Annotated in this window: 13 protein-coding genes; 1 reads left to right on the top strand and 12 read right to left on the bottom strand. The window is 63.2% G+C overall.

All coding sequences use genetic code 11. The features are described from left to right. Nucleotides 1–50: 50 nt before the first annotated feature. The 5 genes from KU43P_RS01910 to pip form a co-directional block, all read right to left on the bottom strand. Nucleotides 51–848: a transporter substrate-binding domain-containing protein gene (locus KU43P_RS01910; RefSeq protein WP_317663704.1), complete on the bottom strand. Its 798-nt coding sequence runs from the start codon at nucleotides 846–848 to the stop codon at nucleotides 51–53. Between the two features lie 279 nt (nucleotides 849–1,127). Next, nucleotides 1,128–3,701 carry a glucans biosynthesis glucosyltransferase MdoH gene (mdoH, locus tag KU43P_RS01905; RefSeq protein WP_317660809.1) on the bottom strand — a complete coding sequence of 858 codons (2,574 nt, stop codon included), beginning with the start codon at nucleotides 3,699–3,701 and terminating at the stop codon, nucleotides 1,128–1,130. Further along, on the bottom strand, nucleotides 3,694–5,433 hold the full coding sequence (locus tag KU43P_RS01900) for a glucan biosynthesis protein G (protein WP_317660808.1): 1,740 nt from the start codon (nucleotides 5,431–5,433) through the stop codon (nucleotides 3,694–3,696). Before KU43P_RS01900 ends, mdoH begins: the two co-directional genes overlap by 8 nt. A 263-nt stretch (nucleotides 5,434–5,696) precedes the next feature. After that, nucleotides 5,697–6,134 carry a D-aminoacyl-tRNA deacylase gene (dtd, locus tag KU43P_RS01895; RefSeq protein ID WP_317660807.1) on the bottom strand — a complete coding sequence of 146 codons (438 nt, stop codon included), beginning with the start codon at nucleotides 6,132–6,134 and terminating at the stop codon, nucleotides 5,697–5,699. Continuing rightward, nucleotides 6,131–7,102, bottom strand: coding sequence for a prolyl aminopeptidase (pip, locus tag KU43P_RS01890; protein WP_317660806.1), 972 nt, complete (start codon nucleotides 7,100–7,102; stop codon nucleotides 6,131–6,133). The genes dtd and pip overlap by 4 nt, the downstream gene beginning before the upstream one ends. Nucleotides 7,103–7,284: 182 nt before the next feature. Between pip and KU43P_RS01885 the strand changes: the two genes are divergently transcribed. Next, nucleotides 7,285–12,795, top strand: a complete 5,511-nt coding sequence (locus KU43P_RS01885; RefSeq protein ID WP_317660805.1) for a dermonecrotic toxin domain-containing protein — start codon at nucleotides 7,285–7,287, stop codon at nucleotides 12,793–12,795. On the opposite strand, the gene hutG is transcribed toward KU43P_RS01885, so the two are convergent. The 7 genes from hutG to KU43P_RS01850 all read right to left on the bottom strand — a co-directional run bounded on the left by hutG (nucleotide 12,783) and on the right by KU43P_RS01850 (nucleotide 20,695). Continuing rightward, complete coding sequence (gene hutG / locus KU43P_RS01880) at nucleotides 12,783–13,586, bottom strand: N-formylglutamate deformylase (RefSeq protein ID WP_317660804.1); 804 nt, start codon at nucleotides 13,584–13,586, stop codon at nucleotides 12,783–12,785. The two genes, KU43P_RS01885 and hutG, sit on opposite strands and share 13 nt — an antisense overlap. Nucleotides 13,587–13,596: 10 nt before the next feature. Continuing rightward, on the bottom strand, nucleotides 13,597–14,802 hold the full coding sequence (gene hutI / locus KU43P_RS01875) for an imidazolonepropionase (RefSeq protein ID WP_317660803.1): 1,206 nt from the start codon (nucleotides 14,800–14,802) through the stop codon (nucleotides 13,597–13,599). Between the two features lie 134 nt (nucleotides 14,803–14,936). After that, on the bottom strand, nucleotides 14,937–16,469 hold the full coding sequence (gene hutH / locus KU43P_RS01870) for a histidine ammonia-lyase (protein ID WP_317660802.1): 1,533 nt from the start codon (nucleotides 16,467–16,469) through the stop codon (nucleotides 14,937–14,939). 20 nt (nucleotides 16,470–16,489) lie between these two features. Next, the gene (gene hutH / locus KU43P_RS01865) at nucleotides 16,490–18,013 is read right to left on the bottom strand and encodes a histidine ammonia-lyase (RefSeq protein ID WP_317660801.1); all 1,524 of its coding nucleotides are present in this window, start codon (nucleotides 18,011–18,013) and stop codon (nucleotides 16,490–16,492) included. A gap of 8 nt (nucleotides 18,014–18,021) precedes the next feature. Then, nucleotides 18,022–18,852: a glycine betaine/L-proline ABC transporter ATP-binding protein gene (locus KU43P_RS01860; RefSeq protein ID WP_317660800.1), complete on the bottom strand. Its 831-nt coding sequence runs from the start codon at nucleotides 18,850–18,852 to the stop codon at nucleotides 18,022–18,024. Next, nucleotides 18,849–19,700, bottom strand: a complete 852-nt coding sequence (locus KU43P_RS01855; protein ID WP_016395379.1) for an ABC transporter permease — start codon at nucleotides 19,698–19,700, stop codon at nucleotides 18,849–18,851. The genes KU43P_RS01860 and KU43P_RS01855 overlap by 4 nt, the downstream gene beginning before the upstream one ends. Nucleotides 19,701–19,726: 26 nt before the next feature. Further along, complete coding sequence (locus tag KU43P_RS01850; RefSeq protein WP_317660799.1) at nucleotides 19,727–20,695, bottom strand: ABC transporter substrate-binding protein; 969 nt, start codon at nucleotides 20,693–20,695, stop codon at nucleotides 19,727–19,729. Nucleotides 20,696–20,825 lie beyond the last annotated feature (130 nt).

Raw genomic sequence — 20,825 nt, 5'->3', positions numbered from 1 at the left:
CAGGGTTTGCCTGCGCGTCGGGGTCAAAGGCTGGGCTTGTGGCCTAGGCCTTATTCCATTTCCTTCAGCCAGTCCTTGTTCTTGAACCACTTGTCGTGGATACGATCGTAGGTCCCGTCATGCTTGATCTGGTGCAGGAAGTTGTTGATGAAGTTGATGCTGTCGTAGTCGCCTTTCTTCAGGCCGAAGGCCAGCGGCTCGTAGGTGAAGGGTTCTTCGAGGAACAGCAGCTTGCCGGCGCCGGCCTTCTCCACTGCCACCACGTTGTATGGCGCGTCATAGACGAAAGCGTCAGCCTTGCCGTTGACCACGTCCATGACCGCTTCCTGCTCGTTGTCGTAGCCGTGGTACTTGGCTTTACCGATCAGCTTCTTGGAAACCATTTCGCCGGTGGTTCCAAGTTTGGAGGTCAGGCGGTACTTCTCGTTGTTCAGGTCCTTGTACGACTTGATCTCGCCCGCCAGCTCCTTGCGGATCAGCAGTGTCTGGCCGACCACGATGAAGGGTTCGCTGAAGTTCAGGCGCAGGTTGCGTTCCTGGGTGAGGGTCATGCCGCTGCCGATGATGTCGAACTTGTCGGTCAGCAGGGCCGGGATGATGCCGTCATAGGCGGTGGAAACGGCCTCGAACTTGACGCCCATGGATTTGGCCATGGCCTTGAGGATATCGACTTCGAAGCCGATGATCTCGCCGCGCTTGTTGGTCATCTGGAACGGCATGTAGGTGGGGTCCATGCCCACCCGCAGGGTGCCACGCTTGACCGCGTCGTCGATGGCCCCGGCCTGAGCGGAAGCGACCGCGACCAGCGCGGTGACGCCGACCAGCAGGCGCGAAAGGTATTTCTTCATCATCACCAAGTCCCCTAGCAAAGAAAGTAGCGAATCTTATTGTTGGCACGGCCGTACCGGCCGGCGTGTTTTATCGGAGAGGGATGCTAACGCATGGCGGCCCTGGGACCTAGAGCCGGGGGGGACTTTGTTGGCCAAAATCCGCAGATAGCAGGGAGATTGGCTAACCCCTTTCGCCGGCAAGCCGGCTCCCAGAGGTGCTCCACAGCCCTGAGGCTTCGCAGTACCTGTGGGAGCCGGCTTGCCGGCGAAAGGGCCGCAAAGCGGCCCCAAGGTCTGTCAGGCGCCGACGAGTGCCGGCTGCCCTTCACTTTCTGGATGCAACGGCAACAGCGGCGAATGCGGGTCGTTGTTGATCGACGCACGCCACACGTCGATCCACGCCGCATTGTGCTGGGCCCAGACCTGCTCGTGCAGACGGGTCAGCGCTACCGGGTCGCTGAGCAGGGCCAAGCGGGTATTGAGATCAAGCCCTTTCGGCCCGACCTCGAGCGCCTTGGCCACGCGCTCGGTACGCAATGCCTCGATCGGTGCGGCCTGACCGTGACGGGCAGTGGCCATGGCACAGGCCAGGGCGTTCTGCCGTGGGTCGACCACCGCGCGCACGAAGCCGTCATGCAGAGCATGCCAGCGGTTCTCGTGGGTGTACTGATCAGTTGCCAGCAGCTCCTGGGGCGTTGCGTATTCCTCTGGAATGAGGAACAGCTTCTCGTCCTTGGCCGCCAGGCCCAGGCGCGTGCGGCTGGAGATCACCGACACCGGGATCGACAGCACCAGCGAACCGACGATCGGCGCCAGCCACCACAGGAAGCTCGGGTTCAGCCACGCCACCAGCCCGGCCCAAGCGAAGCCCAGCAGGGTCTGCGGGCCATGACGGCGCACCGCCTCGCTCCACGGGGTGGAGTCGTCGTCACGCTGCGGCGAATTCCAGGTCGCGGCCCAGCCGAGGAACGCGGCCAGCACGAAGCGGGTGTGGAAGATCATGCGTACCGGCGCCAGCAGCATGGAGAACAGCATCTCCATGAGCATCGACAAGGTGACCTTGATACGCCCGCCGAACTCGACCGCGCCCTTGGCCCAGATCAGCACGATGCTGAGCAGCTTGGGCAGGAACAGCAGCACGATGGTGGTGGAGAACAGTGCAACCGCCTTCTCCGGGTGCCACTGCGGCCACAGGGGGTAGAGCTGGTACGGTTCGATGAAGTACTGCGGTTCCATCAACGTGTTGGTCGCCAGCAACGCGGTCGAGAGCACCAGGAAGAAGAACCACAACGGCGCAGATAGGTACGACATCACCCCGGTGAGGAACACCGCACGGTGCACCGGGTGCATGCCCTTGACCAGGAACAGGCGGAAGTTCATCAGGTTGCCGTGGCACCAGCGGCGGTCGCGCTTGAGCTCGTCGAGCAGGTTCGGCGGCAGTTCTTCGTAGCTGCCCGGCAGGTCGTAGGCGATCCACACGCCCCAGCCGGCACGGCGCATCAGCGCGGCTTCGACGAAGTCGTGGGACAGAATGGCACCGGCGAACGCACCCTTACCCGGCAACGGCGCCAGGGCGCAGTGCTCGATGAACGGCTTCATGCGGATGATCGCGTTGTGGCCCCAGTAGTGCGACTCGCCCAGCTGCCAGAAGTGCAGGCCGGCGGTGAACAGTGGGCCGTACACGCGGGTGGCGAACTGCTGCATGCGCGCATACAGGGTGTCCATGCCCGACGCCTTCGGCGCGGTCTGGATGATGCCCGCGTCCGGGTTGGCCTCCATCAGGCGCACCAGGCTACTCAGGCACTCGCCGCTCATGACGCTGTCGGCGTCGAGCACGACCATGTACTTGTACTCGCCACCCCAGCGACGGCAGAAGTCGTCGAGGTTGCCGCTCTTGCGCTTCACGCGGCGACGGCGGCGGCGGTAGAAGATGCGGCCGAAGCCCTTGGTTTCGCGGCACACGTCCAGCCAGGCCTGTTGCTCGGCCACGGCGATATCGGTGTCGTTGGTGTCGCTGAGCACGAAGAAGTCGAAGCGGTCGAGGTTGCCGCTGGCGGCCACCGATTCGAAGGTGGCGCGCAAACCGGCGAACACACGCGGCACGTCTTCGTTGCAGATGGGCATCACCAGTGCAGTGCGTGCCTCGGGGGCGATCGGCTCGCTGCCGGCACTGCTGCCGGAAATACGGTACTTGTCACGCCCGGTGAGCAGCTCGAGGAAGCCCATCAGTGCGGTCCAGAAGCCCGCCGATACCCAGCAGAAGAGGATGCCGAAGAGGATCAGAATGGACGTCTGCAAGGCATACGGCCAGACCTGCACCACGGTATCCCAAAGCGGCTGGTTGACCACCTCGTCGAGGTCGACGAACGACCAGCCCTGGTACGGCAAGATGCCCTTCATGTACCAGCCGGCAACGATGGTCTGACCGATCATCAGGGCCAGCAGGATATAGCGGCGGATCGAGCCAACCGTGCGCCAGCGCGCCTTTGGCAGCTCGCGCTGGACGGGCTGCGGGGCGTTGGGACGGCCTGTAAGGCGCCGCCACATGCGGATCAACACGTTGGTGCGCCACGGCTCGGGAACGACCTTGGTGCGCTTGATCGGCGGCGCGATCTTGAGGCACAGGCGGCCGCTGCCGTCGACGCCGAGCATTTCGGCGTCTTCCAGCTCGGCGGCGCTGCCCACGGTCAGGCGCGAGCCCACCGAGGCCTGCACGGCCTCGGCGGAATCGGCGGCCGGTTTGGCCGCCAGGCGTTGGTGCAGCTCACCGAACGATGTGCAGCTGGCGAGTTCCGCGCGCTGCTCGTCGCTCAGTGGGAGGTGGGCCAGGTACTCGCCAAGCGATTCCGGCCTTGCGCTTGAGTTACTCATCGGCAGGCAACTGATAGCTCCAGGTCTCGGTCAGCACTTTTTCCGTGGTGGCCGGGGTCCCGTTGGTGGACGCCGCATCGGCGGCTGGTTGTTCGGCCTTGGCTGGCTCCTGCGCCTTGGCAGTTTTTTCGTGCTTGGCGTGCTTGGCAGCCGCCTTGTCCTGCTTGCTGTCCTGGGCAGGCTTGGCCGGCTCGACCGGTACGTCACGGACCAGTGCTGCGCGCATTTCGGTGGCCTTGTTGGCTTCCTTGACCTTCAACCGCAGGGTCAGGCGCCAGCCTTTGGTTTCTGGGTTATAGCGCAGATTGTTCTCGACCACCTCGGCGTTGTCACCGACGCTGATCTGGCTGCGTACCGCGGTGTCTTCCGGCAGGGCGGCCAGGGCCGGGCCTGCGAAGTCGACCAGGAAGGCAACGCTGCCGTCCGGCTGGCGGATCAGGTTGGACTGCTTGACGTCACCGGTGGAACGCAGGGTCTGCTTGACCCAACCCAGATCCTGCGCCTGGAACTGCTGTTCGTCGATGGTCCAGTGCAGGCGGTAGGCGTACTCGATCGGCTTGCCTGGCTCAGGCAGCGTCTCGGGGCTCCAGAAGGCAACGATGTTGTCGTTGGTTTCGTCCGCGGTCGGGATCTCGACCAGGTCGACGGTGCCCTTGCCCCAGTCGCCCTTCGGCTCGATCCAGGCGCTCGGGCGCTTCTGGTAGTTGTCATCGAGGTCTTCATAGTCGCTGAAGGCGCGCTGGCGCTGCATCAGGCCGAAACCACGCGGGTTCTCGACACTGAAGTTGCTCACGGCCAGGTGTTTCGGGTTGTTCAGCGGGCGCCACAGCCACTCGCCGTTGGCCGCGTGAATCGACAGGCCTTCGGAGTCATGCAGGGCCGGGCGGTAGTTCAGGACCTTGGACGGCTGGTTGGGGCCGAACAGGTACATGCTGGTCAGCGGCGCGATACCCAGGCGGCTGACATGGTCACGCAGGAACACGCGGGACTGCACGTCGACCACGGTGTCGCTGCCTGGACGCAGGATCAGCTTATAAGCGCCGGTGGAGCGCGGCGAGTCGAGCAACGCGTAGATCACCAGATGCTTGTCGGCCGGCTTGGGCTTTTCTACCCAGAACTCGGTGAAGCGCGGGAATTCCTCGCCCGATGGCAGTGCGGTGTCGATTGCCAGGCCACGGGCCGACAAGCCGTACACATGGCCTTTGCCGACCACGCGGAAGTAGCTGGCCCCCAGCAGGGTCATGATCTCGTCCTGCTTGTCGGCCTTGTTGATCGGATACAGCACGCGGAAACCGGCATAGCCCAGGTTCTTGGTGGTTTCCGGGTCGTGCGGCACGTCACCGAACTCGAAGCGGCTCGGGTCGTACTTGATTTCCTCGACCTTGCTCGCCGTGACTTCGTTGATCTTCACCGGCGTGTCGAAATGCATGCCCTGGTGATAGAACGACAGCTTGAACGGGGTCTTGTCCTTGGCCCACTCGGCCTTTTCCTGCAGGAAGTGAATCTTCTGGTAGTCGGCGAACTTCATGTCGCGGAAGACTGCCGGCAGATTGCTTTTAGGTGCTTCGTACTTCTGGCCGGCCAGATCCTTTGCCTTGGCTGCAACATCGTCAAGATTGAATGCCCACAGCTGGCCCGCGCTCATCAGGCCGACCAGTGCGACACTGGCCATCAGGGCCTTGCGCAGCCGAGTGCCGGGGATACTTGATGCTTTTTGGGGACTAACAATCACGAGCAACCCTCGCCGAAAACAGATCATGAAACCAACGGCCAGCGACAAATGCCGGGTTGGCGAGCACTGTTCGGACCCCGTGAGGGCGTAATGATTCCCCAAACGGATCCAGACAATGCTCGAGTCAGAGTGAAACGAACCTGCGAACGCAGGCTCACGCAGCGCGCGATTATCCAGCAGGACGCGTTACAACGCATCAGGCTGAACCAACTATTTATCGTACAAAACCCCTTGTTTTCCTATAAACAAAGGGTTTTTTTACCTCATATTTGTAACAGAAATGTCACCGGGCCATCATTGACGAGGTGCACCTGCATGTCTGCACCGAAGCGCCCGCTCGCCACCGTGGCATGCTGGCCCTGGGCTTGTTGCAAAAGGTAGTCGAACAGCTCCGCCCCCAGCGCCGGCGGCGCGGCGGTAGAGAAGCCCGGGCGCATGCCGCTGCGGGTGTCTGCGGCCAGGGTGAACTGAGACACCAGCAGCAAACCACCACCGACATCCTTGAGCGACAGGTTCATCTTGCCCTGCTCATCACTGAACACCCTGTAGTTGAGCAGCTTGTGCAACAGCTTATCGGCATGCTCGCGGGTATCTTCAGGCTCGACCGCCACCAGCACCAACAGGCCCTGGTCAACGGCACCGACGATCTCGCCGGCCACTTCTACCCGCGCGCCTCGCACGCGCTGCAACAACCCCCTCATGCTTCTTCCAGGGGCAGGTCGAGCAGGCGGCGGGCCATCTGGTCGGCCGCACGTACCAAGGCATCGGTAATACCCGGCTCGGAGGCGGCGTGGCCTGCGTCGCGGATCACCTTGAGCTCGCTGTTCGGCCAGGCCTGATGCAACGCCCAGGCGTTGTCCAGCGGGCAGATCACGTCATAGCGGCCATGCACGATCACGGCCGGCAGGTGGGCGATCTTGGGCATGTCGCGGATCAGCTGGTCCGGCTCGAGGAAGGCATCGTTCATGAAGTAGTGGCATTCGATGCGCGCGATAGACAAAGCCCGTTGCGGCTCGGAGAAGCGGTCGACCACCAGCGGGTTGGGGCGCAGGGTCGCGGTACGGCCTTCCCAGGTGGACCAGGCCTTGGCAGCGTGCATCTGGGCGATCTGGTCGTTGCCGGTGAGGCGCTTGTGGAAGGCCTTGACCAGATCACCGCGCTCTTCCGGCGGGATCGGCGCGATGTAGTCCTGCCAGTAGTCTGGGAACAGGCGGCTGGCGCCCTCCTGGTAGAACCACTGAATCTCCTGAGGCCTGCACAGGAAGATGCCCCGCAGGATCAGGCCATGCACCCGCTCGGGGTGGGTCTGGGCATAGGCCAGGGCCAGGGTCGAGCCCCACGAGCCGCCGAACAGCACCCATTTGTCGATCCCCAGGTGCTTGCGAATGCGTTCGAGGTCTTCGACCAGGTGCCAGGTGGTGTTGTTCTCCAGGCTCGCATGGGGCGTGGAGCGACCACAGCCGCGCTGGTCGAAGGTAATGATGCGGTACAGGTTGGGGTCGAAATAGCAGCGGCTCTGGGCATCGCAACCCGCGCCCGGGCCACCGTGGATGAACACCACCGGCAGACCTTCCGGCGAACCGCTCTCGTCGACATAAAGCACATGCGGCGCTTCCACGGCCAGATCGTGCCGGGCGTAGGGTTTGATCTGCGGGTACAGGGTCTGCATTGCGCACTCCGTGTGAGGATATTGTCTGCCGTTGGGCATCATAAACCTGAATTGCGCTTTGAGCATGTCCTCGTACCGTAGAACGGCAAAGTTCGAGGCGTCACCGAGCGGAATTATCTACCACATGCGCGCCAGGCGCATGGCCATAGTCGCTGAGCCTTCCACTTCACTTAGGGCTCACCATGACCTTGGAAAAAGACAACGGCATCCCCTATGCGCTGATCGCCGGAAAAACCCCCGACTGGATGAAAAACGCTCCGCCATCGACCCATACCCTGATGAACCAGGTGATGAGCGCACGTGCAGCCGAGCTGCAGCAGGCCTGCCAGGCCGAACCTGCCATCGCCCGGGCACTGGCGAGCGAGCATGCGCGCGTGCAGGCCGCCATGCTTGAGGTGCAGGCCCTGTATCAGTCTCTGCCTGACCTGCAAACCTTTGCCAAGGAACAGCTGGCCATTGCCATCAAGGAAACCTTCGGCATCGAACTGGATGTCACCGACAACCACCTGCTGGACGTCCGGCACCTCGACCATCAACCAGGAGAGGATTTGCAGGCCTACACGCTTGCCACCCATTCCTTGCTGGAGAGTGCGCTGCGCAACTTCGAGGCCAGCGCAGCCGAGCCAGGGGGTATGGATAACGCCAATGCCCTGCTCAAGAAGTCGGTGATCCTCGACCACAAAGGTTTCATGGGCACGGTACCGATCCCCAACACCCTCGACATGGCCCCCGAACGGTTTGCCCGCATGTGCCGTGAACTGGATATCGGTGGCCAGTACCAGGCAAAACTGCAGGCCATCCATTACAGCGACCTGAAGAGCGGTGAAAGCAACAAGGTGACCGGCCAGAAGCTTGCCGAGCTTGAGCGCTGCACGTTCACCCAGAGCCTGCACCTTGCCCGGCTGCAGAACGACATCAGCCAGGGCCTCTACGAGGCAGCCCTGGCGCTGCCTCTGGATGTTCCGGTGCACGCTCCCACCCTGACGTTCGGTGTCATTACGCTGTGGGATGTACAACTGACCCATGTGCGCCTGCTCGATTACCGATCAGCCGATGGGGAATCTTCGGTGGCGCTTTACATTCCCGCCGACCCTGAGACACCGCTTCGCGAATTCGCATCGAAGACAGCATGCGAGCAATGGTTGCGCGACCGTTTGCTCGGCGATATCAGATACCTCGACCACTGCATGAAAGAGCGCCACAAGGCACATCTGCAGACCCGGTTGCTGGACCGGCTGATGCCATGGACGCTGACGCAGAAAGGTACTCATGAACGTATCGCAGATCCTCACGCGACGTTGCACCTGCAAGCACGCCAGCTCAGTGGTTCCCTGTTGCAGGGGCTGGTCACGGAAAAAGTCTTTCGCCACGAAGAAGACGCCGCCTTCCACGCCATCCCCACAACCCTCATCGATACCATCACTGCAGTGAGTTACCGCGAGCACTTGCTGCAAAAAGCACTCACCGCACTCAATGTCGCCGGGCTCTTCATACCTGCCGTTGGCGAGGTCATGCTGGGTGTCTGTGCATTGCAACTGGCTTATGAGGTCTACGAGGGTATCGAAAGCTGGGCCCATGACGATCGGCAGCAGGCCTACCAGTACCTGATGGACGTGGTGAGGAACGTGGCAGAGATGGCCGCCTTCACCTTGGCCCTCAAGGCGATCCAGGGCGGTGCAAGCACCCTTGACCCAAGGCAGCTGGTCGAACCCCTGCCGGTAGAAATACCGTCATTCATTGAAGAGCTCGATGACGTGGAGCTCCCGCAAGGCCAGACCAGGCTCTGGCAGACCGATCTAGCGCCCTATGCCCAGCCCATCGATTTTCCCGCCACACTGCAGCCAGACAACCTGGGGCTACGGCATCACCAAGGCAGAGCGTGGCTTGTTCTGGACGGCCAAGCCTATTCGGTGAGGCGTGCTGCGCAGGACGATGGCTACGTTATCGAACACCCGACCCGGGCGGACGCCTACCAACCACCGCTGCGTCACAACGGTACCGACAGCTGGCTACATCCCTTGGACCGCCCCGAGCAATGGCAGGCAAACCAACTGGTGCGCCGCTCGGGGGCAGGTAACGAACACTTCGACGAGAACACCGTACGGCGCACCTTGCGGGTAAGTGACATCGACGAGGATGTCCTGCGCAAAGTGCTGTGCGACAGCCAGCGCTTGCCCGGCCAGCTGGAAGATACCTTTACCCGCTTCAAGCTTTACCAGCGCCTTGAACAGGCAAACACGCAGGCATTGCCCGGCGAGGTTCAGCGCGAATTCCAGCTGCAGTACCAGCGCCTGCCCGCCAGCCAGGTGCCGGGGGCCGAAATGCTCCACGCACGCTATCGGCAGCTGCCCTCCCCCGTCATCGAGGAGCTGCTGAACAATGCCACCGCCAGCGAACTGGGCGAGCTGGACAATGGCAAGGTGCCCAGGCGCCTGGCCGATGAGATCCGCCTTCTCCAGCAGCAGATCAGGCTCAACCGCGCCTACGAAGGGCTGTACCTGAACCAGTTGCGCAACTGGGACACCGATTGCTTGGTGCTGCACACCCTCGGGCAGTTACCTGGCTGGCCAGTGAATCTCGGCATCACCCTGGAACAGCGCATCTACTCGCCCAGCCAACGTTCCCGCATCGGCCCTGATGCAGCGCAGGGTCCAACGATCATCAGTGCCCAGGCCGGCTACATACTGATGAGCAGTGAACCCTCCGATGCTCCACTGAAAACCCACGCCTCGTTGCAGGGTGCCCTGTTCGAAGCGCTCAGCGAAGCGCAGCGCACGGCGCTGGGGATCGACAACAACCTGGCATTCAAGGCAATGGTTCAGCAAGCTGACCTGCTGCCGCGCCCAGCGCTGAGGCAGATTCTGGGCATGCAGCCAGTGGAGCCCGGTTTCCGCTCACCCATGCGCCTGGCCGACGGGCGTCTCGGCTACCCATTGGGCGGTACTCGCCCGCGCGTCATCAGCATTTCGCGGCAAACACTGCTCGCCAGGATCAGGCAGATCAGTTTGCACACCCCCACGCCACGTCCCGCCGAGCAGATCCTGGCATCACTGGAAAGCCGCAGCCTCGATCGCAACGCGATCAGTGGGCAACTCGACAATCTGCTGGAGCAACGCAGCCAACTGCAGTCCAGCCTGAGCCACTGGCGGCAGATGGCGGCCGTATTGCCCAGCTACAGCGCCAACGACTTCGAGCACATGGCGAATGCCATTACCCAGCATTGGTACGATCGCGCCTTTGCAGCACACGAAAGCCTGGTCACGCCCTTGCGCCTGGAGCGGTTGTCGCTGCTGGACTTTCCGCTTCGGCTGCCGACCTTCTTCACTGCAGGCGTCAGCGACCTGCAGCTGCTCGAAACCCAGCCTGAACGCTATCAGAGCGTGCGCGAGCACACTCCACGGTTGAACAGCATGCTGCGGCAATTCGCCAACGTGAGAACGCTGGAGATCAGCCGCCCCTACCGGCAAGATGCATTGCCTTCGCCGTTCCAGTTCAGCTTGCCGTTGATCGCAGAGCAGTTGCCCTCGCTGCAAACGCTACGCCTGACCCACCAGAACATCATCATTTCAATGGTCGATATCGACAGCCTCGCGAACCTGAACGACCTGCGCCACCTGGACCTCAGCGGGAACCGCCTCTCCGACGACAATCCGCCCGACTTCAGTCGCTTGAGCCTGGATTATCTTGGCCTCGACAACATGCAGCTGGGACACTGGCCGGATGGGCTCGGCTACAGTAGCGCCTCCCGCATGCAGCAGATTTCCCTGCGCAACAACCAGATCACGTTGCTGCCCCACTTCCTGCTGGAAAGGACACACGGCGTTCCGCACCATCCCCGGTTGCTCCTGCAAGGCAACGCCATCAGCCATGACCACATGCTGCCGGTGATGCTCGACCAGGACGGCTGGGGCCAGCACTTCGAGTGGGACCAGCCCGATGCCTTCCTTGAGCAGCTGAATCAGCATCTGACGCTGCGACAACGGCTTCGCGATCATCTGGACAATTACCTCAACGCGTCCTCCTCGGCCGCAGTGGTCAGCCAAGCCGTGTACAACGGCAGAAGGGACATCGCTACAGCGCTGAACGCGTTCTGGAGCAGTCAGGAAACCGGCCAAACCAGCATCCCGTTACGCCTGACAGGCGTAGCACTGGAATTGTTCCCGACTCGGTTACCCACGTTCTTCTGCGAGCGCGTAACTACCCTCTGCCTCGAAAATGTCAGCGGTACCACCGCGCAACTGCAAGATCTGCTCAGTCGCTTCCCTGGCATGACCCGCCTGACCCTGGACACGTTCGTGCGGGCACCGCATGACCTGCCGATGGCGCTGCAGCAATCCTCTCAATTGACTTTTCTGGCACTGCGTAATGTCGGGCTGGAGATCGATCAGCACTTCATGGATGCGTTGGCGCCACTGCACCGGCTGCAAATACTTGACCTCAGAAACAACCGCGCCGGCACAATCGTCAATGTCCCGCATACACTCATCACACTGCGACGCATCAACCTCAACGAAATGGGCCTCGAGCATTGGCCAACCTGGGTCAATAGCCTGTTACCCCTGGAAATGCTGGACCTGAGTGATAACCAGCTCAGGGAATTGCCTCCCTTCATCATGCAAAACCTCGATAACAGCGTGCCCATCAGCACCATCCGCCTGAACGGCAACCCATTGAGGGAGGATGTCGTCCACCGCGCACGCGTGTCATCGGAGAGCCGTAGCAGCTTTACGCTCAGGCTCGATGCCGTCGACGAATGGTACGAGGACCTGCTCAGCGCGATTCGCGACGAGGTGGGTGGACTGCCCATCGAAGATACACCCAGGCTCACGGACTGGCTCCTGGCTTCGGAGGTGGAAAACGAAGCCCTGCGCGACACCTGGGAGCAACTTGAGGAAGCAGGCGATGCCCAGGATCTGCTGGCCCTTGTAGGCCGATTGAAAAATACCGCTGCCTACCAGAATGACCAGACCCGCTTGGCGTTCTGCGAACGCGTTCGCAAGGTACTGGTCAGGGCGTTGCTTGATCCGGACGATCGGGCGCTTTTCAACATCCAGGCCAGCGAAGCCTTGATCCAAGAAGACGGCGACCATACCTGCTATGACGGCGCCCTGCTGACCTTCAAGAACATCGAGTTCTACATTGCCAGCGAAGATTTGAAGTTTGATGGCGAAGACAGCGAGGCCAACTTGTATCGTGAGCTGCGCCGCCTGTATCGCGTGCGCACGGTAGATGAGGTGGCCACGCGCGAAGCTGGCGACCGGGATATAGCCGAGGTACGCCTGACCTACCTGCGCGAACTGAATGGGCCACTGCAACTTGGCCAGCCCGTCGATAGGCTGATGTATGCGATCAACCCCAGTTTCGAGGAATTGATCGATGCAGAGTTGCAGGTCCGGCGCGGGGAACTCGGCGAGGATTTTCTGCGTTTTGCTGCCGCCAACGAAGTTTGGGTTCAACACTTGCGCCAGTCCTACTCGGAGCGCTTCGCACAAATCGAAAGCCATTACCGAGACCAGGTGAGCGAACTCCCCGAACGCTATCCCGAACGGTCACTGGATGACCTGAGCGAGGAATTCAATGCCCTGGAACGAAGCCGGAAGGCCCGCGAATCACACCTGATCCGCGAACTCACCGCCTTCGCCGACCCTGATCGCAAGCCGCGCTCTTCGAGTGATCCGGCTCAACGCCCGTAGCGCTCACGCCCCCAGTCCACGGTGGTTTCCAGCAGCTTGCGCAGTACCTTCTGGGTCGGCTGCGCAAGTTCCTCGCGATAAGCGAAAGGTTCGCACTCTTCCATGTAGGTACTTTGCGCAAGCTCCAGCTGCACGGCGTGGATGTTCTCGCCTGGATGGCCATAGTGGCGGGTGATGTGGCCGCCCTTGAAGCGCCCGTTCAGCACATGGCTATAGGCGCTTTCCTCGGCGCATACACCCTGCAGCCGCTCGGCCAGCCGAGGGTCGCAACTGGCACCATTGAAGGTGCCGAGGTTGAAGTCCGGCAGCTTGCCGTCGAACAGGTGCGGGATGTGCGAGCGGATCGAATGGGCGTCCCACAGCAGTGCATAGCCGAACGCCTCACGCAGGCGTGCCAGTTCATTGCGCAGGGTGTCGTGGTACGGCCGCCAGATCTGTTCCAGATAGGTGGCCCGCTCTTGCGCCGAGGGCACCTTCCCCTCCTCGAACAAGGGCTCGCCCTCGAACAGCGTCGCCGGGTACAAACCGGTGGTCGCGCCGGCATACAGCGGCTGGTCGTCTTCCGGCCGGTTCAGGTCGATGACGAAGCGCGAGTACTCCGCCGCCACCACGCTGGCGCCCAGCTCACGGGCGAAATCGTAGAGGCGCGGGATATGCCAATCGGTATCGGGGAGGCTGCGTGCCGCCTCGACCAGGCCATCCTCAACCGCTGGGGTCAGTTTCAGCCCGGCGTGGGGCATGCTGATCAGCAGGGGCAAATGGCCCTGGTGAAAACTCAGTACCTTGTCCATATTGCCTCGCTCAGTTGGAAATCTCGTGGCCCTTGCGCACCACACGCTTGGGCAGGTCACCGCCCAGCCAGTAGGCCAGGTCGGCAGGGCGTTCGATGTGCCAGGCGACGAAGTCCGCCACCTTGCCGGTTTCCAGCGAACCATGGCTGTCGCCCAGGCCTAGCGCAGTAGCGGCATGCAAGGTGACACCCGCCAAGGCCTCTTCCGGGGTCATGCGGAACAATGTGCAGCCCATGTTCAGCATCAGCCGCAGCGACAAGCCAGGCGAAGTGCCGGGGTTGAGGTCGCTGGCGAGGGCGATCTTCACCCCGTGGCGGCGCAGCGCCTCCATCGGCGGCAGTTGCGTTTCGCGCAGGAAGTAGAACGCGCCAGGCAACAATACGGCGACCGTGCCGGCTTTGGCCATGGCGATGGCATCTTCTTCGGTCATGAACTCCAGGTGATCGGCGGACAACGCCTGATAATGCGCCGCCAGGCTGGAGCCGTGCAGCGATGACAGCTGTTCGGCATGCAGCTTGACCGGCAGCCCCAATTCGCGCGCCTTGATGAACAGCCGCTCGACCTGTGCCGGGGAGAACGCCAGGTGCTCGCAGAAGGCGTCCACCGCATCCACCAGCCCTTCCTCGGCCAGGGCCGGGAGCATCTCGTTGCAGATGTGGGCGATGTAGTCGTCTGCCCGGCCGGCATATTCCGGTGGCAAGGCATGGGCGGCCAGGCACGTGGCGCGCACCGCCAGCGGCAGCTCGTCGGCCAGGCGGCGGGCCACGCGCAGCATCTTGCGCTCGTTGGCCAGGTCCAGGCCATAGCCGGACTTGATCTCGATCGTGGTCACGCCATCACGCATCAATGCCTGCACACGTTGCCGGGCGCTGGCGAACAATTCGTCCTCGCTGGCTGCGCGGGTGGCGCGCACGGTGCTGGCGATGCCGCCGCCCTGAGCAGCAATTTCGGCATAGCTCACGCCCTGCAGGCGCTGCTCGAACTCGCCGCTGCGGTTGCCACCGAATACCGCGTGGGTGTGGCAGTCGATCAGGCCTGGGGTGACCCAGGCGCCATTGAGATCGACCGTGCGGGCGATTTCCAGCGGCGGCACGTCGGCACGTGGCCCGATCCATTCGATCAGGCCTGCGTTGCTGACGATGGCGGCGTCTTCGATGGCCGAGTAGCTACCCTGGGCCATGGTTGCCGCGTGGCAGTTTTGCCAGAGGGTTCTCATACACAAACTCCGATGTTCATCGCTGTTCTGACGGAGGGCTCTTGTGGGAGCCGGCTTGCCGGCGATCACCGGCGCAGCTGGTGCCATGCTCCGCGGTGCCTTCATCGCCGGCAAGCCGGCTCCCACATCCGCCCCTACAGGCTTGGCAGCACGCCGGCCGGCAGCAGCGCGGTCAACTTGCCTTCGGCCAGCAAGGCACTGGCCGCCTCGATATCCGGTGAGAAGAAGCGGTCGTGGTCGTAATGCGGCACCTCGCGGCGCAGCACCTGGCGCGCCTGCTCCAGCTTCACCGAGGTTTTAAGCCCTTCGCGCAGGTCCAGGCCCTGGCAGGCACCGAGCCATTCGATGGCCAATACACCACGGGTGTTCTCGGCCATTTCCCACAAGCGCTTGCCCGCGGCCGGGGCCATCGACACATGGTCTTCCTGGTTCGCGGAAGTCGGCAGGCTATCGACGCTGTGTGGGTGCGACAGCGCCTTGTTCTCGCTGGCCAGGGCGGCAGCCGTGACCTGGGCGATCATGAAGCCGGAGTTGACCCCGCCGTTTTCCACCAGGAACGGCGGCAACTGCGACATGTGCTTGTCCATCATCAGCGAGATGCGCCGCTCGCTCAGCGCGCCGATCTCGGCGATGGCCAGGGCCAGATTGTCGGCGGCCATGGCAACCGGTTCGGCATGGAAGTTACCACCCGACACCACGTCGCCCTCGGCGGCGAACACCAGGGGGTTGTCCGACACCGCATTGGCTTCGATGCCCAGCACCTCGGCAGCCTGGCGCAGCTGGGTCAGGCAGGCGCCCATGACCTGTGGCTGGCAGCGTAGCGAGTACGGGTCCTGGACCTTGCCACAGTTCTTGTGCGACTGGGACACCTCGGTCGACTCACCCAACAGGTCGCGGAAGCACGCCGCGGTATCGATCTGGCCAAGCTGGCCACGGGCGGCGTGGATGCGCGCATCGAAGGGCGAGCGCGAGCCCAGTACAGCCTCCACGGTCAGGCCACCACAGGCGATGGCGGCGGCGAACAGGTCTTCGGCCTGGAACAGGCCACGCAACGCATAGGCGGTAGAAGCCTGGGTGCCGTTGAGCAGCGCCAGCCCCTCTTTGGCTGCCAGGGTGAGCGGTTCAAGGCCGGCCACGGCCAGGGCTTCATTGGCCGACAACCATTGCCCTTGGTAGCGCGCCTTGCCTTCGCCAAGCAGCACCAGCGACATGTGTGCCAGGGGCGCCAGGTCACCGGAGGCGCCCACCGAGCCCTTGAGCGGGATGTGCGGGTACACCTCGGCGTTGACCAGGGCGATCAGCGCATCGATGACCTTGCGGCGAATGCCGGAGAAGCCACGACTGAGGCTGTTGATCTTCAGCACCATGATCAACCGCACCATGGCGTCGTCCAGCGGCGCGCCGATACCGGCGGCGTGGGACAGCACCAGCGAACGCTGCAGGTTCTCCAGGTCGTGGCTGGCGATGCGGGTCGAGGCCAGCAGGCCGAAACCGGTATTGATGCCGTAGGCCGTGCGGTCTTCGGCAATGATCCGCTCGACGCAGGCGACGCTGGCGTCGATGGCCGCACCGGCGCTGGCATCCAGGCTCAACTGCACGGGTGCCAAGTGGATACGGCGCAGCTGGGCCAGGGTCAGGCGGCCGGGCACAAGGTTCAACGCTTCCATGTTCAGACTCCTTTGCGTATTCAGTGCAGTGCCGGCAGCACCGGCTGCGGCCCTTGCGAAGCTTTCAAAAGCGCGGCGGCGCGGGCGATGTCGGGGGCCAGCCAACGGTCTTCCAGGTAGGCCGGCACCTGTTCGCGCAGCAGGCGCCAGGCAGCATCGGTGCCAGCGCCGAAACGCTGTTCCTTGAGGAATTCGAAGGCCTGGGCGGCCAGCAGGTACTCGATGGCCAGCACCTGAGTGCAGTTGTCCAGCACCTGATGCAGCTTGAGCGCGGCATTGGTGCCCAGGCTCAGGTGGTCTTCCTGAACGCCCGAGGTCACGTAGTTGTCGAGTACCGCCGGCTGCGCCAACTGGCGGTTCTGCGCGCACAGCGAAGCAGCCACGTACTGGGCGATCATCATCCCCGAGTTGACGCCGGGGTTGCTGACCAGGAAGGCCGGCAGGCCGCTGACCAGCGGGTTGACCAGGCGATCCAGTCGCCGTTCGGCGATCGAGCCGATCTCGGCCATGGCGATCGCCAGCAGGTCGGCGGCCATGGCTACCGATTGGCCATGGGGGTTGGCCTGGGACACGACCCGGAAGTCGTCCGGGGTACCCAGCAGCAACGGGTTGTCGTTGGCGCCGTTGAGCTCCGCCTCGATCTGCCGGGCGGCATGGGCCAACTGGTCACGAGCGGCACCGTGTACCTGGGGGATGGAACGGATGCTCAGGGCATCCTGGGTACGGATGCCCTTGCTGGTGGCGATCACTTCGCTGCCTTCGAGCAAGGCGCGCAGGTTCTCGCCCACCACCTGCATGCCCGGGTGCGGCTTGAGCGCGATGATTTCAGGGTCGAAGGCGGCGATCTGGCCGCGCAAGGCTTCGAAGCTCATGGCGCCGATCACGTCGGCCCATTGCAGCAAACGGCTGGCGTCGTCCAGCGCGAGACTGGCCAGGCCGGTCATGCAGGGTGTGCCGTTGACCAGGCACAGGCCGTCCTTGGCGCCCAGCTGCACCGGTGCCAGGCCTTCTGCGGCCAGCGCTTGGGCGGCCTCGACGATCTGCCCGCGGTAGCTCACCTTGCCAATGCCCAACAGGCACACGCCGACATGGGCCATGTGGGTCAGGTATCCGACCGAGCCCTGGGACGGTACTTGTGGCGTGATGCCGTGGTTGAGCAGCGCCAGCAACGCCTCGACCACGCGGCGGTGGATGCCGGACTTGCCGTGGCTGTAGTTTGCGATGGCGGCGCAGATGATCGCCCGCGCCTGCTCATCCGGCAGCGCCGGGCCGACGCCACAGGCGTGGCTAAGCAAGGTGTTGCGCGACAGCGCCGCGAGCTGCTCACCCTGCAAGGAGACGTTGCACAGCGCGCCAAGCCCGGTGTTGACGCCATAGGCGCGCTCACCGCTTTCGACGATATGGCGCACGATGGCCTGGGCATTGTCGATGCGCGCCCACACCTGCGGCGCCAGTTCCAGGCGCGCGCCATGGCGGGCCACGGCGGCGATGTCCTGCCAGCGCAGCGCGGCGCCGGTGAAGACCACGGTTGCAGCTTGCGACATGGCGCTCCTCATACCGCGACCGCGCGGCGCTGGACGAAGCGGTCGACGTACTCGTCGGCCGGGTTGTGAAGGATCTGCTGCGGCGTGCCGACCTGGATCAGGCGGCCATCCTTGAGAATGGCGATGCGGTTGCCGATGCGCACCGCTTCGTCCAGGTCATGGGTGATGAACACGATGGTCTTGTGCAGGGTCTTCTGCAGCTCCAGCAACTGGTCCTGCATTTCGGCACGGATCAGCGGGTCGAGGGCGCTGAACGCCTCGTCCATGAGGATGATGTCGGTATCCGCCGCCAACGCCCGGGCCAGGCCCACACGTTGGCGCATGCCGCCCGACAGCTGGTGCGGGTACTTCTTCTCGTAGCCCTTCAGGCCCACGGTCTCGATCCACTGCATGGCCCGCTCGGCGCACAGCTGCTTGCTCTCGCCGCGTACTTTGAGGCCATAGGCGACGTTGTCCAGCACGTTGCGATGCGGCAGCAGGCCGAAGCTCTGGAACACCATGCTGATCTTGCGCCGGCGAAATTCGCGCAGGGCCTCCATGTCGTACTGCAGGATGTCTTCGCCGTCGACCAGGATCTGCCCGCTGGTGGGGTCGATCAGGCGGTTGAAGTGGCGCACCAGGGTCGACTTGCCCGAGCCGGACAGGCCCATGATGACGAAGATCTCGCCGCTGCCGATCGACAGCGACAGGTCGTTGACCCCGACCACGCAGCCGGTCTGCGCCAGCACCTGCTCCTTGCCCTGCTGGTTGCGGATCATCTGCAGGGCTTCGTCGGCGCGGTCGCCGAAGATCTTGAAGACGTTCTTCACTTCGATCTTGCTGATCGCCTGCGTGCTCATTTGCTCACCTCATGGCGTGGCCGGCCGTAGGCCTGGGTAATGCGGTCGATCACCACCGCGAGAATGACGATGGCCAGGCCCGCTTCGAGGCCGCGGCCGACGTTGAGGGTCTGGATGCCTACCAGCACATCCTCGCCCAGGCCACGGGCACCGATCATCGAGGCGATCACCACCATCGACAGGGCCATCATGGTGGTCTGGTTGATGCCGGCCATGATGCTCGGCAAGGCCAGCGGCAGCTGCACGCCGAACAGTTGCTGCCAGCGGTTGGCGCCGAAGGCGTTGATCGCCTCCATCACTTCACCGTCGACCTGGCGAATGCCCAGGTCGGTCAGGCGGATCAGCGGCGGCGCGGCGTAGATCACCGTGGCGAAGATCGCCGGCACCTTGCCCAGGCCAAACAGCATCAGCACCGGGATCAGGTATACGAAGCTGGGCATGGTCTGCATGATGTCCAGCAGCGGCATCAGCACGGCGCGCAAGCGGTTGCTGCGGGCCGAGAGTATGCCCAGCGGGATGCCCACCAGCACCGAAATCAGCGTCGCCACCAGCATCAGTGCCAGGGTCTGCATCAGCTTGTCCCACAGGCCTACTGCACCCACCAGGAACAACAACCCGGTGATGACCAGGGTCGGCAGAATGCGCCGGGTGGCGTGCCAGGCAATCACCGCCACGACGCCGAGCATCAGCCACCACGGGGTGGCGCGCAGCGCGCCTTCGAGGCTGACGATGGCCCACAGTAGGGTGTCGGAAATGTGCCGGAACACGTCGCCGTAGTTGGTCACCAGGGCGTCGACCCAACCGTTGACCCAGTCGGCGATGGAAAATGTCAGGTTGTCAGGAAACATAGGTTCCACTCATCAGCTGAGGACGCTCAAAGCGCCGCGTTGATCTTCTTGGCAGCCTCATCGCTGACCCAGGCCTGCCAGACTTCAGGATGTTCCTTGAGGAACGCCTTGGCCAGTGCGGGCGACTCGATCCGCTCCTTGGTCATGCGCGCCAGATTCTGGTTCAGCAAATCGATCGGCAGGTTGACCTTCTCCAGCACCGCGACCAGCTCGGGCGCCTGCTCGTGGAAGGTCTTGGACAGGCCGACCTTGATCGACACCGATTTATCCACGCCTTCTTTCTCCTGCAGCTTGACCAGATCGACCTGGCCCATCAGCGGGGTTGGGGTCCAGTAGTAGAACAGGATAGGCTCGCCGCGCTTGTAGCTCGACAAGACGGCGGCATCCAGCGCCGGGCCGGTGCCAGGGCGGAAGTTGGTGTAACTGCTCTCGAGACCGTAGTCCTTGAGCATCTTGCTGTTGTCCAGCTCGCAGGTCCAACCGGCCGGGCAGTTGTAGAAGCGGCCTTTGCTCGGTTCTTCCTGATCCTTGAACACACTGGCGTACTTGCCCAGGTCGGCCACGTTCTTGAGGTCCGGCGCCTTGGCTTCGAGCTTGCGCTTGGCGTCACCCTCGATCACGTAACGGGGGACGTACCAGCCCTCTTCTGCGCCCACCACCGGGGCACCGACGCCGACCACCTTGCCAGCGGCCTCGGCCTTCTTCCAGACCTCGCTACGGCCAACCCATTCCTCGGCGAACACCTGAATATCGTTGGTGCCCAGGGCGTTTTCCATGGTGATGGAGTTGCCGGGCAGGCTATCGGTCTCGCAGCCGTAGCCGTTCTTCAATACGAATTGCATCACGTCGGTCAGCAGCATGCCGCTTTCCCAGTTCAGCCCGGCGAACTTCACCGGCTTGCCAGACTCGCACCAGCCGGCGGCCTGGCTGCTGCCGGCAGCGCCGAGCAGGCCGAGGGCGAACAGCGAGGCAAGCAAGGTCTTGTTGGTTTTCATTGCGTGACGCTCCCAAACTTGAAAGTGGAAATCGGCAGTCCTTGCAAGGAAAAATGGCCGAATCGGGGGCCGCTTTGCGGCCCTATCGCTGGCAAGCCAGCTCCCACCCCCTGTGGGAGCTGGCTTGCCG

This window comes from Pseudomonas sp. KU43P, from assembly GCF_033095865.1.
Lineage (GTDB): Bacteria > Pseudomonadota > Gammaproteobacteria > Pseudomonadales > Pseudomonadaceae > Aquipseudomonas.
Note: the sequence above shows the minus strand (reverse complement) of the source record. Positions and strands in the feature narration are given on the sequence as shown.